This is a genomic window from Salmonella sp. A29-2 (assembly GCF_020150755.1).
Lineage (GTDB): Bacteria > Pseudomonadota > Gammaproteobacteria > Enterobacterales > Enterobacteriaceae > Salmonella > Salmonella enterica.
In genome coordinates, this window is sequence record NZ_CP083731.1 from 2,567,071 (window position 1) to 2,580,900 (window position 13,830).

Genomic DNA, 13,830 nt, shown 5'->3' on the forward strand with positions numbered 1-13,830 from the left:
AACATTTTTTATTCATTACACATGAACCAACATCGTGACAAATGTTTCATTGTTGGCAATGTGGACGGGAGTCAATATGGACAGCAGTAAACGGCAATTTCTCCAGCAGCTCGGCGTCCTGACCGCTGGCGCCTCGCTGGTTCCGCTGGCTGAAGCGAAATTTCCTTTTTCGCCGGAGCGGCATGAAGGCTCTCCCCGACACCGTTACGCCATGCTTATCGACCTGCGGCGTTGTATCGGCTGTCAGTCCTGTACCGTAAGTTGCACTATTGAAAACCAAACGCCGCAGGGCGCATTTCGTACGACCGTGAACCAATACCAGGTCCAGCGTGAAGGTAGTCAGGAAGTCACGAATGTGCTATTGCCGCGTCTGTGCAACCATTGCGATACCCCCCCCTGCGTGCCGGTCTGCCCGGTACAAGCCACCTTTCAGCGGGAAGACGGCATTGTGGTGGTGGATAACAAACGCTGCGTCGGCTGCGCCTATTGTGTCCAGGCGTGTCCTTACGACGCCCGATTTATCAATCATGAAACGCAAACTGCCGATAAATGCACGTTTTGCGTTCATCGTCTGGAAGCCGGACTGTTACCCGCTTGCGTAGAGTCCTGCGTCGGCGGTGCGCGTATTATTGGCGATATCAAAGATCCCCATAGCCGCATCTCCACCCTGCTTCATCAACATCGCGACACTATCAAGGTATTAAAGCCGGAAAACGGCACGTCGCCCCATGTTTTCTACCTGGGTCTGGACGACGCCTTTGTCACCCCATTAATGGGCCGTGCGCAGCCCGCGCTTTGGCAGGAGGTCTGAATGACGCATTCACTCATCATTGAAGAAGTGCTGGCTCACCCGCAGGACATTAGCTGGCTGCCGTGGGCGGTACAATATTTCTTTTTTATTGGCATTGCCGCCTGCGCCGCACTGTTTGCCTGTTATCTTCACTGGCGGAAAAAAGGCGCCGCAACAGAAGAAAATCGGGCATTACTGATTGCCATTACCTGTGCGATTACCGCACCGCTGGCGCTGACGGCGGATCTGCACCAGACCGCCCGCGTCTGGCATTTCTATGCCTGGCCGACGCCCTGGTCGTGGATGCCCTGGGGAGCGTTGTTCCTGCCGCTGTTTACCGGATTTCTCGCTCTGTGGTTCCTGGCGCAGCAGATAAAACGATTATTCAATAAAAGTTACAACGTCACTAAATGGTTGGCGTTAGCCAGCGCGCTTTGCGCGGTGGGCCTGTTGATTTATACCGGCCGCGAAGTCTCCGTTGTGCTGGCGCGCCCAATCTGGTTTAGCTACGCCTTCCCCGTGGCGATGTTTCTTAGCGCCTTACAGGCGTTCTTCGCGCTGATGATTGTCGCCGCCCGACGCGACTCGGTAAGGCTGCCAAAAATACTGTGGGGACAACTCTGGACGCTGGCGGCGCTGGGGCTGGTTGTGGCCATGTGGGTCAGCGGCGATACGCTTTCCGGCACGGCAATCCGTCAGTGGATTACCGTCGCCCTGTCAGCCAAATATTACGCTGTCGGCTGGCTAGCGCTGTGGGTATTCACACTGCTGTTCTGTAGCCTGGCGCTACGTCATCCGTTATCGGAGCTAAGACGCGTCCTGCTGGTTCTGAGCGCGCTGGCGCTATGTTGGCTGATGCGCTGGACATTGTTGATTCAGGTACAAACCGTACCCAAGTTCAACGCGCAATTTAACCCTTACTCGTTACCAGGCGGAACGGATGGCTGGCTGGCTATTCTCGGCACCTTCGGCCTGTGGATAGCGCTACTGATTATTATTCGTGAAACGCTGAACGGACTCACCAGGAGATTACAACATGGCTAATTTAACCCGTCGTCAGTGGCTAAAAGTCGGTCTCGCCGTCGGTGGGATGGTCACTTTTGGTCTGAGCTACCGTGATGTGGCGAAACGCGCAATTGATGGCCTGTTAAACGGGACGTCCGGCAAGGTAACGCGCGACCGCATCTTTGGCAATGCGTTAATTCCGGAGGCGCAGGCGCAAACGCACTGGCAGCAAAATCCACAACAAACCATCGCCATGACGCAATGCTTCGGCTGTTGGACACAGTGCGGTATCCGCGCCCGGGTTAATGCCGATGGCAAAGTGATACGCATCGCCGGCAATCCCTATCACCCCTTGTCGCAGGAACACCCGATTGACTCGTCCGTCCCTTTTAGCGAAGCCATGGAGCAACTGGCGGGAGAAAGCGGTCTTGACGCCCGCTCAACCGCCTGCGCGCGCGGCGCCACGCTGCTGGAAAGCCTGTACAGTCCGCTGCGACTGCTTGAACCGATGAAACGCGTGGGTAAACGCGGCGAAGGGAAATGGCAGCGCATCAGCTTTGAGCAGCTTATTGAAGAAGTCGTGGAAGGCGGCGATCTGTTTGGCGAGGGTCATGTGGACGGACTGCGCGCGATTCATGCGCCGGATACGCCAATTGACGCAAAGCACCCCAGTTTCGGGCCCAAAACCAATCAGTTACTGGTCACGAATACCAGCGACGAAGGCCGCGATGCGTTTCTGCGTCGTTTTGCGCTAAATAGCTTCGGCAGCAAAAATTTCGGCGCGCATGGCGCCTACTGTGGACTGGCTTACCGGGCCGGCTCCGGGGCGCTGATGGGCGATCTGGATAAAAACCCGCATGTCAAACCCGACTGGGAAAACGTGGAGTTTGCGCTCTTTATGGGCACCTCCCCGGCACAGTCCGGTAATCCGTTTAAACGCCAGGCGCGTCAGTTAGCGAGCGCCCGGCTGCGTGAGAATTTTCAATACGTCGTGGTCGCCCCCGCCCTGCCCTTATCAACGGTGCTCGCCGATCCTCGCGGTCGCTGGCAACCGGTCATGCCCGGCAGCGATTCGGCGCTGGCAATGGGGATGATCCGCTGGATCATGGATAATCAACGTTATAATGCTGATTATCTGGCGATTCCCGGCGTACAGGCGATGCAGCAGGCCGGCGAGCAAAGTTGGACCAACGCCACGCACCTGGTCATTGCGGATGAACTGCCGACGCTTGCCGGACAACACCTGACGCTACGCCATCTTACGCCCGATGGCGAAGAGACCCCCGTCGTACTTAATACCGACGGCGAGTTGGTCGATGCCTCCACTTGCCGACAGGCACGGCTTTTCGTGACGCAGTACGTTACGCTCGCCGACGGCCAACGGGTCACGGTGAAGAGCGGGTTGCAACGCCTGAAAGAGGCGGCAGAAAAGCTCTCGTTGGCGCAATACAGCGAACAGTGCGGCGTGCCGGAAGCGCAAATTATCGCGCTGGCGGAAACCTTTACCGGTCACGGACGTAAAGCCGCGGTCATCAGTCACGGCGGCATGATGGCCGGCAATGGGTTTTATAACGCCTGGTCGGTCATGATGCTTAACGCGCTGATCGGCAACCTCAGCTTGTCCGGCGGCGTCTTTGTCGGCGGCGGCAAATTCAACGGCGTTAGCAACGGCCCCCGCTACAACATGAACAGTTTTGCCGGAAAAGTGAAACCGTCCGGATTAAGTATTGCCCGTAGCAAAACCGCTTATGAAGCATCGGAAGAATACCGCGACAAAATTGCCGGCGGGCAATCCCCTTATCCAGCCAAAGCGCCGTGGTATCCCTTTGTGGCAGGCCAGCTTACCGAACTGTTGACCTCCGCGCTCGAAGGCTATCCTTATCCGCTTAAAGCCTGGATTTCCAATATGAGCAACCCGTTTTACGGTGTTCCCGGTCTACGCGCCGTGGCGGAAGAAAAGCTAAAAGACCCTCGCCGACTGCCGCTCTTTATCGCGATTGACGCCTTTATGAATGAAACGACGGCGCTGGCGGATTACATTGTGCCGGATACGCACAATTTTGAGAGCTGGGGCTTTACGGCGCCCTGGGGCGGCGTAGCCAGTAAAGCCACTACCGCCCGCTGGCCGGTTGTCGCCCCCGCCACTCACCGAACGGCGGACGGGCAACCTGTCTCAATGGAAGCCTTTTGTATTGCGGTAGCAAAACGGCTCCATCTGCCCGGCTTCGGCGACCGGGCGATAACCGATCCGCAGGGCAATGCTTTTCCACTGAACCGGGCGGAAGACTTCTATCTGCGCGTAGCCGCTAATATCGCCTTTATGGGCAAGACGCCGGTCGCGCCGGCAAATCAGGAAGATATTACACTTACCGGCGTCAGCCGCATTCTGCCAGCAATTCAGCACACGCTTAAAGCTGATGAGGTCGGTCGCGTGGCGTTTATCTACTCGCGTGGCGGCCGGTTTGCGCCCGAGGATAGCGGCTATACGGAGCAACGGTTAGGTAACGCGTGGAAAAAACCCTTACAGATCTGGAATGCAGATGTCGCCGCCCACCGTCACGCCATCACCGGGGAGCGCTTCAGCGGTTGCCCGGTCTGGTATCCGGCGCGTTTGTCAGATGGTCGTGCGATTGACGACCAGTTTCCCATTGGGCAATGGCCGCTGAAACTGATTTCATTTAAATCAAATACCATGTCCAGCTCAACAGCCGTCATCCCGCGCTTACACCATGTGAAGCCAGCAAACCTGGTGGCGCTGAATCCGCAAGACGGCGAGCGTTATGGACTGCAACATGGCGATCGGGTACGGATCATTACGCCGGGCGGTCAGGTCGTGGCGCAAATCAGTTTGTTAAATGGCGTGATGCCAGGCGTCATCGCCATCGAACACGGATATGGCCACCGCGAGATGGGCGCAACGCAGCACTCCCTGGATGGCGTGCCTATGCCGTATGATCCACAAATCAGGGCAGGCATAAATCTTAACGATCTGGGCTTTGCCGATCCGACAAGAACCATTACCAATACCTGGCTCGACTGGGTTTCTGGCGCGGCGGTACGTCAGGGGCTGCCGGCAAAAATCGAGCGTATATAACCCCAGGGCCGGAGAGCGATATCGTCTTATTTCGTCGAGGGTAGCGACTGATAAGCGAACGCTGTCCGGCTGCATATACTCACTGAATCGTGCAAGCCCAACTATTTTACGTTCACCCCGTCATATTACATAGAAAATATATGACAACACTCACAAAACTATTTTCCCCTTCTGTAAGCAATTAATATTTAACACATTGGCTGCGCTTCTGATTATTGACATTCATTTGGGGTTACTTCCGGTTGACCGCATAATCTGTGATTGAATTCACCGCATGACAACATTGCCATAAATACAATTCAACTCACTACCCGGAGGCAATATGTTTAAAGAAGAAAGACGTCATGCCATCATTAATTTACTGATAAAGGATAATAGTGTTAGCGTCAGTAAACTTTCAGACCTTTATAAGGTTAGCCAGGAGACTATTCGTTCCGATCTACGCTATTTCCAGAAATCAGGTATGCTTCAGCGTTGCTATGGCGGAGGGATTTTAAACCGTGACGCGCTGAGTAAGCTTATCACTGAAAATAAGATTGATATCTCCAGCACTATCGCCACGCCAATCCATCAGGATGCAAAACTGCGCCGGGAAAACACAAAAAAAGCAGGCAAGGTGTGTGTTTTAGGCTCATTCAATATTGATGTTTCAGCAACCGTGCCGTGGTTTCCACAAAGCGGAGAATCCATTCTGGCCAGTCAATTTGGATTCTATCCTGGCGGTAAAGGAGCCAACCAGGCTTTAGCGGCAAACAATGCCGGCGCTGCGGCGCATTTTATTTTTAAAGTGGGTAAAGATCAGTTCAGCGCATTTGCTATGAATCATATTATTCAATCAGGCATCACCTCATACAGCGCGTATCAAACAGATAAAGCGCCCACCGGTAGCGCATTGATCTATGTCTCCGCCGTGGATGGCGATAATATTATAGCCATCTACCCTGGCGCCAATATGATGCTCACCACGCAAGAGATTAACGAGCAACACCGTTATATCGCCGAGTCTGACGTTATGTTAATGCAGCTCGAAACGAACATTGAAGCGTTGACTGAATTTATTCGCCTGGGCAAACAAGAAAATAAAATGATCATGCTGAATCCTGCCCCCTATACGAAACAGGTGACGCATTTATTATCTGATATTGACATCATCACGCCGAATGAAACTGAAGCCTCTTTTTTATCCGGCGTAACCATTACTGATATTAATGATGCGAAAAAAGCCGGAAATATTATTCTGCAATCCGGGGTGAAAAAAGTCATCATTACCCTTGGCGCCCGTGGTTCTCTGCTCTGTGAGCACGCCCGCACGTTGTATATTCCTGCGTGGAGCGCCGTGGTAAAAGATGCCGCTGGGGCCGGTGACGCTTTTAATGGCGCCTTAGCCGCCGCGCTGGCGCGACAAGCAGATATGGTCGCAGCCATTCAATATGCCTCCGCTTTCGCTTCTCTGGCAGTGGAACAAGTCGGTGCGTCGAGTATGCCTCAGCACTTGCAGGTTTTACATCGAATGCGTACCCAATCTAATAAAGTCATTAACATTAATTAACAGGTGACATAATGAAAATTTTATTTATTGGCGAATCCTGGCACATTCATATGATTCACTCTAAAGGTTTTGATAGCTTTACATCGAGCAAATACGAAGAAGGCGCAGACTATTTATTATCCTGCTTACATAAGGGTAATATCGATGTGGACTACATGCCTGCCCATATTGTGCAAACTCGTTTTCCACAAACCGCCGAAGCATTAGCCTGCTATGATGCGATCGTCATCAGTGATATCGGTAGCAATACGTTCCTGCTACAAAACAGAACGTTTTATAATATGGACATTATTCCTGATGCATTACAACTTATCGCCGATTATGTTGCTGAGGGTGGAGGTCTGTTGATGATCGGCGGGTATTTATCCTTTACGGGAATAGAAGCAAAAGCCAATTATAAAAATACGGTTCTGGCGGAGGTATTGCCGGTTGATATGCTGGATGTAGATGACCGCGTAGAACTACCGCAAGGATGTAAAGCAGTAAATACTGCGGTAAAGCATGTTATTACCCAGCCATTTAGCGAATGGCCGCCGCTGTTGGGCTATAACAAGCTTATCGCCAAAGAAAATAGTCAGGTCCTTGCTGAAATTAATGGCGATCCACTGTTAGTTATGGGTACTTACCATAAAGGGAAAGTATGTTGCTTTGCCAGTGATTGTTCGCCGCACTGGGGTAGTCCGCAGTTTCTGCAATGGGAACATTACGCCACCTTCTGGTGTAGTGTTTTACACACAATAAAAAAATAATATTACCAGGCGAATATAAATTTCGCCTGCCCTGCCACACACTGAGTCATTAAGAATATGAATGATACTTATCTCTATGGCGAAATGTTTTCTGAAAACATATTGACAAGCTATCGGATTTATGGAGACAGAAAATCATTACTCACGCCGCTCATTATCCTTCATGGCGGCCCTTCTGGCGGCTTTGATTATTTATTAAATTATCGCCGTCTGGCTGATGACGGGCGCATGGTAATATTTTACGATCAATATGGCTGCGGTCGTTCAACGCATTTTCCTCATGCCGACGCGTCTTTCTGGACTATTGCGCGTTATCTCCGTCAATTAACCCAATTAATTCATCACCTGGGTATTGGGCACGGGTATTCGATACTGGGACATTCCTGGGGCGGAATGCTTGCCGCAGAGCACGCCTGCTTACAGCCTGCCGGGCTTCGCGGGACGATACTGGCCAGTTCGCCGGCCAGTATCGCCTTGTGGCAACAGGAAGCCATACGGCTCTTTAACGCTCTGACGCCAATGTCCGATGACGATATCAAAAACGTCATTATGCCCGCCGTCATTTATCAAAACCCACCGGAACAGCTGGTCGCTTACTATGCCAGGCACGTTTATACCCTCGCGGAAGAAGCCGTTCATGTTCAGCGATCTAATGCGCAGTTCGCCGCCGACCCTACGGGTTATCACATTTTATGGGGAACCAATGAACTGGCGGCAAATGGCAAACTTGCCGACTGGGATATTACGCCCCATTTATGCCAGATACGCTGTCCTGTTCTGGTATTACGCGGCGAAAACGATCAGGCAACCGAGCGCGTCGTCTCTCCGCTGCTCTCTCACATTTCAGACTGCCGCGCGGTCACTATTCCCGGCAGCAGCCATAACCCACATGAAGAAAATATCGCGCCCTGCCTCGCAGCGGTAAGCGCGTTTTTACGCGATCTGGCATAAAAAGCCATTAAGGTATTTATCATGAAAAAAGTCAAAAAATTGTCTCTTACCGATTTAGTGCTTTATGGTCTGGTGTTTATGGTGCCTATCGCGCCAGTCTCTCTTTATGGCGTCGTTTATAATCTTTCGCACGGTATGGTTGCGCTGGTTTATATTATTGGCGCGATCGCGATGTTTTTTACCGCGTACAGCTACTCTACCTTATCGCAACATATCTCCTCGTCGGGTTCGGCCTATGCGTATGCTGGCGTATGCATTAATCCCGCCGTAGGGTTTCTGACCGGATGGATATTACTGTTGGATTATCTTTTGTTCCCTACGCTCGTGGCAGTGCTGGGCGGCGTCGCGGTCCACGCTATTTTACCGCAAATCCCGGTCTGGGTCTGGCCGTTGATTTATGTGGCTATTGGCACCGGAGTCAACTATCTCGGGATACAGCAAACGGCGAAATTTGATAAGTTACTGGTCTTCATTCAACTCGGTATTCTGGCGATTTTCGTTCTGCTCATTGTCCGTCTGTTGATGCTGGACAGTAGTCAGATAACGCTTTCCTTCCGGCCTTTTTTCGATTCACAGTGGTTCACCCCAGGGCTCATCGCGACGGCGATTTCGGTGGCTGCGCTGAACTTTCTCGGCTTTGACGCTATCAGTACATTAAGTGAAGAAAGCGAAGGCGGGGGACGCGCCGTCAGTAAAGCAACGCTGTTGGCGTTAGTTTTGGCGACGGTACTGTTTATTATCGTTGTGGCGTTTGCGGCGTTCGCCACCGGTAATGTCGACCGCTTCGCGGAAGGTAATGCGACGAATGAAGCATTTTTCACCATTGCCGGCAACGTTGGCGGTATCTGGCTCAAAGTGGCGTTTTCCATCATTGTGGCGTTTGTGTGCGCCGTCGGCAACATTATTACCGCGCAAACGGCGGTGTCCAGAGTGCTATTTTCAATGGGGCGCGACCGAATGTTGCCCGCCTTCCTCGCTCACGTCCATACCACGCGTAAAACGCCGGATTATGCCATTCTGTTTACCGGCGGCGTCACCCTGCTGCTCAGCTACCTGTTTTCCGGCAAGATTGAATCTATCTCCACGCTGGTGAACTTTGGCGCGCTTTTCGCTTTTTTTGTCGTGAACCTGTGTGTGTTTATTCTGTTCAATTTCCGGATGAAAGCCCAGCGGCGCATTTTCGCCCATGTCATTTCGCCGATCATGGGGATGATCGTCATCGGCTACGTCTGTTTAAACATGAACATTCACGCTCTGATACTCGGAATTAGCTGGGCGGCGATCGGGATAGCGATTCTGTGCTATCGAAAAGCACACAACCAAAACATCGCCATCGACCTGGAAGGCAAAAAGTTGCTCGATTGACATTATGCGCAACAACACCCATTGTTGCGCAACGCCGCCCCTGTTCGGGCGGCGTCATCGCCAGCGACATCGTAAACAGCGTAATAACAAACCGTTGTGGATCTGCACAGATGTCTTTTGAAACAGGGTTTTCATTTTCCTTTTTTGTAAATTTCAGCGTATAATGCGCGCCAATTGTCTCTTGAATGGTTTCAGCGCATTGGACTGTAAAACTCAACGACTAAAATTATCCCCTTCCCGTTGGGCTGAAACGCGAGCACACATTCCTCTGCACGCTCTTTCGATGTCACCTATCCTTAGAGCGAGGCATCATCACTTTAGCAACACAGGCTTAGCTTCCGGGCCGTGCGCGCCCGAAGCCAGATTTCCATATCCTCCTCAACTTAAAGACTAAGACTGTCATGAAAAAGACGAAAATTGTTTGTACTATCGGTCCGAAAACCGAATCCGAAGAGATGTTAAGCAAAATGCTGGACGCGGGCATGAACGTGATGCGTCTGAACTTCTCTCATGGCGATTATGCAGAACACGGTCAGCGTATCCAGAACTTGCGCAACGTGATGAGCAAAACTGGTAAAAAAGCCGCTATTCTGCTTGATACTAAAGGACCAGAAATCCGCACCATTAAACTGGAAGGCGGTAACGACGTTTCGCTGAAAGCGGGTCAAACCTTCACTTTTACCACCGACAAATCCGTGGTCGGTAATAATGAAATCGTTGCCGTCACCTATGAAGGCTTCACCAGCGACCTGAGCGTTGGCAACACCGTCCTGGTTGACGATGGTCTGATCGGTATGGAAGTGACCGCCATCGAAGGCAATAAAGTAATTTGTAAGGTGCTGAACAACGGCGATCTGGGCGAGAACAAAGGCGTTAACCTGCCGGGCGTTTCTATTGCTCTGCCGGCGCTGGCTGAAAAAGACAAACAGGACCTGATCTTCGGTTGCGAACAGGGCGTTGACTTTGTTGCGGCGTCCTTTATCCGTAAACGTTCTGACGTTGTCGAAATTCGCGAGCATCTGAAAGCCCACGGCGGCGAAAACATCCAGATTATCTCTAAGATCGAAAACCAGGAAGGCCTGAACAACTTCGATGAAATTCTCGAAGCTTCCGACGGCATCATGGTTGCGCGTGGCGACCTGGGCGTAGAAATCCCGGTTGAAGAAGTGATTTTTGCGCAGAAAATGATGATCGAAAAATGTATCCGCGCACGTAAAGTCGTGATCACCGCGACTCAGATGCTGGATTCTATGATCAAAAACCCGCGTCCGACCCGTGCAGAAGCAGGCGACGTTGCGAACGCCATCCTCGACGGTACGGATGCGGTTATGCTGTCCGGCGAATCCGCAAAAGGGAAATACCCGCTGGAAGCCGTTTCTATCATGGCGACCATCTGCGAACGTACCGACCGTGTCATGAATAGCCGTCTGGACTACAACAACGACAGCCGTAAACTGCGCATTACGGAAGCGGTATGCCGCGGTGCGGTAGAAACCGCCGAAAAACTGGAAGCGCCGCTGATCGTGGTAGCGACCCAGGGCGGTAAATCCGCTCGCGCCGTGCGTAAATACTTCCCGGACGCCACCATCCTGGCATTGACCACCAATGAAGTGACCGCCCGTCAGTTAGTACTGAGCAAAGGCGTGGTATCGCAGCTGGTGAAAGAAATCAATTCTACTGATGATTTCTACCGTCTGGGCAAAGATGTCGCCCTGCAAAGCGGCCTCGCCCAGAAAGGTGACGTCGTAGTGATGGTCTCCGGCGCGCTGGTTCCAAGCGGCACCACTAACACCGCCTCTGTTCACGTACTGTAATAATTGTTGTGTGAATTAATTTGTTTAAAAAAGCGCCCTTCCGGCGCTTTTTTTATTTAATCGATAGCCACTATTAATAAAAAAATCAAATCGGATTTTACTATCTAATTGCGGATTATCTAAGAAGAATCCGATGGAAGCCCCCTGTTTTCTTTCGGTTTTTTAGGGACTTTCATGCATTTCGATGCTTCTTTGAGCGAACGATCAAAAATAAGTGCATTCCCATCAAAAAAATATTCTCAACATAAAAAAGTTTGTGTAATACTTGTAACGCTACATGGAGATTAACTCAATCTAGAGGGTATTAATAATGAATCGTACTAAACTGGTACTGGGCGCGGTAATCCTGGGTTCTACTCTGCTGGCTGGTTGCTCCAGCAACGCTAAAATCGATCAGCTGTCTTCTGACGTTCAGACTCTGAACGCTAAAGTTGACCAGCTGAGCAACGACGTGAACGCAATGCGTTCCGACGTTCAGGCTGCTAAAGACGACGCAGCTCGCGCTAACCAGCGTCTGGACAACCAGGCTACTAAATACCGTAAGTAATAGTACCTGCGTAATAAAAATGGCGCACGATGTGCGCCATTTTTTTTACATATATAACCACACAAAATATAATGTTATTATTATGGACCGTACTAACAGGCTGATCTTAGGTGCAGTAGTTCTGGGTTCCACGTTACTGGCAGGTTGTTCAAGCAACGCTAAAATCGATCAGTTGTCTTCCGATGTACAGACGCTGAGCGCTAAAGTTGAGCAACTGAGTAATGACGTAAATGCAATGCGTTCCGACGTTCAGGCTGCTAAAGACGATGCTGCTCGCGCGAACCAGCGTCTGGACAACAAAGTATCCCACATCTGTAAATAATTTGACGCACAATATAAAATGGCGCACATCGTGCGCCATTTTTTTGTCCGTCGTTTGCTGCGAAGGCTACTGCGTCGCGCGCGTTTGCCCCTCTTCCCCGACAAAACCGTTCTGAGCGGATTCGACTGCGGTCGTATTTACCGCTGGCGTCTGCCCGGCGCTCACACTGACAGGATACCCGGCTCGCCGGTATAGCGCCTTATCGACCAGGCGACTATCCACCCCTTGCGCGTTTCTGAACGCGGTAAATTCCGCAGGCAACACGTAGGGCATCGTCTGCACGTTTTGCTCTTCTTCCGGCGATAGCGGCCTGTGTACCTCTACATAACGAATGCCATTCGGCTCGACAGAGAATTTCACCGGCTGGTTAATCACTTTTACCGGCGTCCCCGTTCTGACCTGCGCAAATAACGCTTTGATGTCCGGCGCGTTCATGCGAATGCAACCGGAACTCACGCGCAGACCCACGCTATCCGGCGCGCTGGTACCATGAATGAGATATTCCCCATTACCGTGCGCCAGACGCAGCGCATAGCGTCCCAGCGGGTTATTTGGCCCGGCAGGGATCACCGGCGGCAGCGTGATCCCCCGCTCAAGCGAACGTTGGCGTATGCCCGCCGTCGGCGTCCACGTCGGGTTGGGGATCTTTTGCCCTATCCGGGTGTCCATGACGGGAGTTTCCAGTCCCTGCAAACCGATGCCGATGGGGTACACCTGAACGCGGTTTTCTCCCGGCGGGTAATAATACAGCCGTAGCTCCGCGAGGTTGACGATAACGCCTTCCCTGGGCGCATCCGGCAATAGCATCTGCGAGGGAATGGTAATTAGCGTACCGGGCTTAGGCACCGGCGCAATCGTATTGTTCGCTTCAAGAATGAGCATCGCCGCCGTATCAAAACGCCGGGCGATAGCCTGCAGGTTTTTATCACCTTCCTGTACGGTATAGGTTTGATTCTGACCAATAAGACGGCTGCCTTCGGGCGGTAATGGATAATCAACCGCCCAGGCTGCCTGTAACGCGCTATACGCGCCGATAATAGCTAGAGTAATGAAAGACGCACGTTTCATACCAAACCTCCTGTATTCCTGGTGATGTCCTCTGCGACGGCTGATAGCGCTTCGCTTATCAGAACAACAAAATACACGCTCTGTCCCCTCTGGATAAAGCGACGCCGCCGTCCGACAAAGGATTTGACATCAGGTAGAACGCTGTCTGTACAGTTTAGCTAAGAGTGGCGGCCTTAGCGCGAATTGCGCGAATCATTGCTTCCAGCCCCTGAGAACGAGAAGGCGTGAGGTGCTGTGTAAGCGCCATTTTTTCGAACCATGGCCGGACATCAAAATGCACAATATCCTGCGCCGTCATTTGGTGGTACAAAATAAATACCACCGCCATAAGGCCTTTAACGATCGCCGCGTCGCTGTCGCCCTGCAATTCGATAATGCCGTTGGCGTTTCGCCGCATCACTATCCACACCTGGCTCTGACAGCCATGAATCGTATTTTGCGGATTGCGATCCTGCGGATTTAACTCCGCCAGGCGCTGCCCCAACTCAATAATATATAAATATTTCTCTTCCCAATTAGCGCAACGCGTAAAGTTACGCAGCAATTTTTCTTTATCCGGTAGCGCAGCCATAAAAC

Annotated in this window: 12 protein-coding genes; 10 read left to right on the top strand and 2 right to left on the bottom strand. The window is 51.8% G+C overall.

The window, feature by feature from the left end; genetic code table 11:
- Window positions 1-76 precede the first annotated feature (76 nt).
- The 10 genes from ttrB (at window position 77) to K8W53_RS12615 (ending at window position 12,186) form a co-directional block, all read left to right on the top strand.
- Window positions 77-811: a tetrathionate reductase subunit TtrB gene (ttrB, locus tag K8W53_RS12570; RefSeq protein WP_023195778.1), complete on the top strand. Its 735-nt coding sequence runs from the start codon at window positions 77-79 to the stop codon at window positions 809-811.
- Window positions 812-1,834: a tetrathionate reductase subunit TtrC gene (gene ttrC, locus K8W53_RS12575; RefSeq protein ID WP_023224769.1), complete on the top strand. Its 1,023-nt coding sequence runs from the start codon at window positions 812-814 to the stop codon at window positions 1,832-1,834. It abuts the gene before it with no gap.
- Window positions 1,827-4,889: a tetrathionate reductase subunit TtrA gene (ttrA, locus tag K8W53_RS12580; RefSeq protein ID WP_052939351.1), complete on the top strand. Its 3,063-nt coding sequence runs from the start codon at window positions 1,827-1,829 to the stop codon at window positions 4,887-4,889. Before ttrC ends, ttrA begins: the two co-directional genes overlap by 8 nt.
- 322 nt (window positions 4,890-5,211) lie before the next feature.
- Window positions 5,212-6,438: a PfkB family carbohydrate kinase gene (locus K8W53_RS12585; RefSeq protein ID WP_000471823.1), complete on the top strand. Its 1,227-nt coding sequence runs from the start codon at window positions 5,212-5,214 to the stop codon at window positions 6,436-6,438.
- An 11-nt stretch (window positions 6,439-6,449) separates the two neighbouring features.
- A complete protein-coding gene (locus tag K8W53_RS12590) occupies window positions 6,450-7,187 on the top strand; it encodes a glutamine amidotransferase (RefSeq protein WP_052939350.1) in 738 nt (245 codons plus the stop codon).
- Window positions 7,188-7,244: 57 nt separating this feature from the next.
- Complete coding sequence (locus K8W53_RS12595; RefSeq protein ID WP_001000508.1) at window positions 7,245-8,138, top strand: proline iminopeptidase-family hydrolase; 894 nt, start codon at window positions 7,245-7,247, stop codon at window positions 8,136-8,138.
- Window positions 8,139-8,159: 21 nt separating this feature from the next.
- Window positions 8,160-9,503 carry an APC family permease gene (locus tag K8W53_RS12600; protein ID WP_000756083.1) on the top strand — a complete coding sequence of 448 codons (1,344 nt, stop codon included), beginning with the start codon at window positions 8,160-8,162 and terminating at the stop codon, window positions 9,501-9,503.
- 401 nt (window positions 9,504-9,904) lie between these two features.
- Window positions 9,905-11,317, top strand: coding sequence for a pyruvate kinase PykF (gene pykF, locus K8W53_RS12605; protein ID WP_000751447.1), 1,413 nt, complete (start codon window positions 9,905-9,907; stop codon window positions 11,315-11,317).
- A gap of 310 nt (window positions 11,318-11,627) precedes the next feature.
- Complete coding sequence (lpp, locus tag K8W53_RS12610; RefSeq protein ID WP_001082307.1) at window positions 11,628-11,864, top strand: murein lipoprotein Lpp; 237 nt, start codon at window positions 11,628-11,630, stop codon at window positions 11,862-11,864.
- 82 nt (window positions 11,865-11,946) lie between these two features.
- On the top strand, window positions 11,947-12,186 hold the full coding sequence (locus K8W53_RS12615; RefSeq protein ID WP_058654722.1) for a major outer membrane lipoprotein: 240 nt from the start codon (window positions 11,947-11,949) through the stop codon (window positions 12,184-12,186).
- A gap of 66 nt (window positions 12,187-12,252) precedes the next feature.
- Here the strand turns inward: K8W53_RS12615 and ldtE are convergent, their stop codons facing one another.
- A complete protein-coding gene (gene ldtE, locus K8W53_RS12620; RefSeq protein WP_000817051.1) occupies window positions 12,253-13,254 on the bottom strand; it encodes a L,D-transpeptidase LdtE in 1,002 nt (333 codons plus the stop codon).
- Window positions 13,255-13,408: 154 nt separating this feature from the next.
- A complete protein-coding gene (gene sufE / locus K8W53_RS12625) occupies window positions 13,409-13,825 on the bottom strand; it encodes a cysteine desulfuration protein SufE (protein ID WP_000729470.1) in 417 nt (138 codons plus the stop codon).
- Window positions 13,826-13,830: the final 5 nt, after the last annotated feature.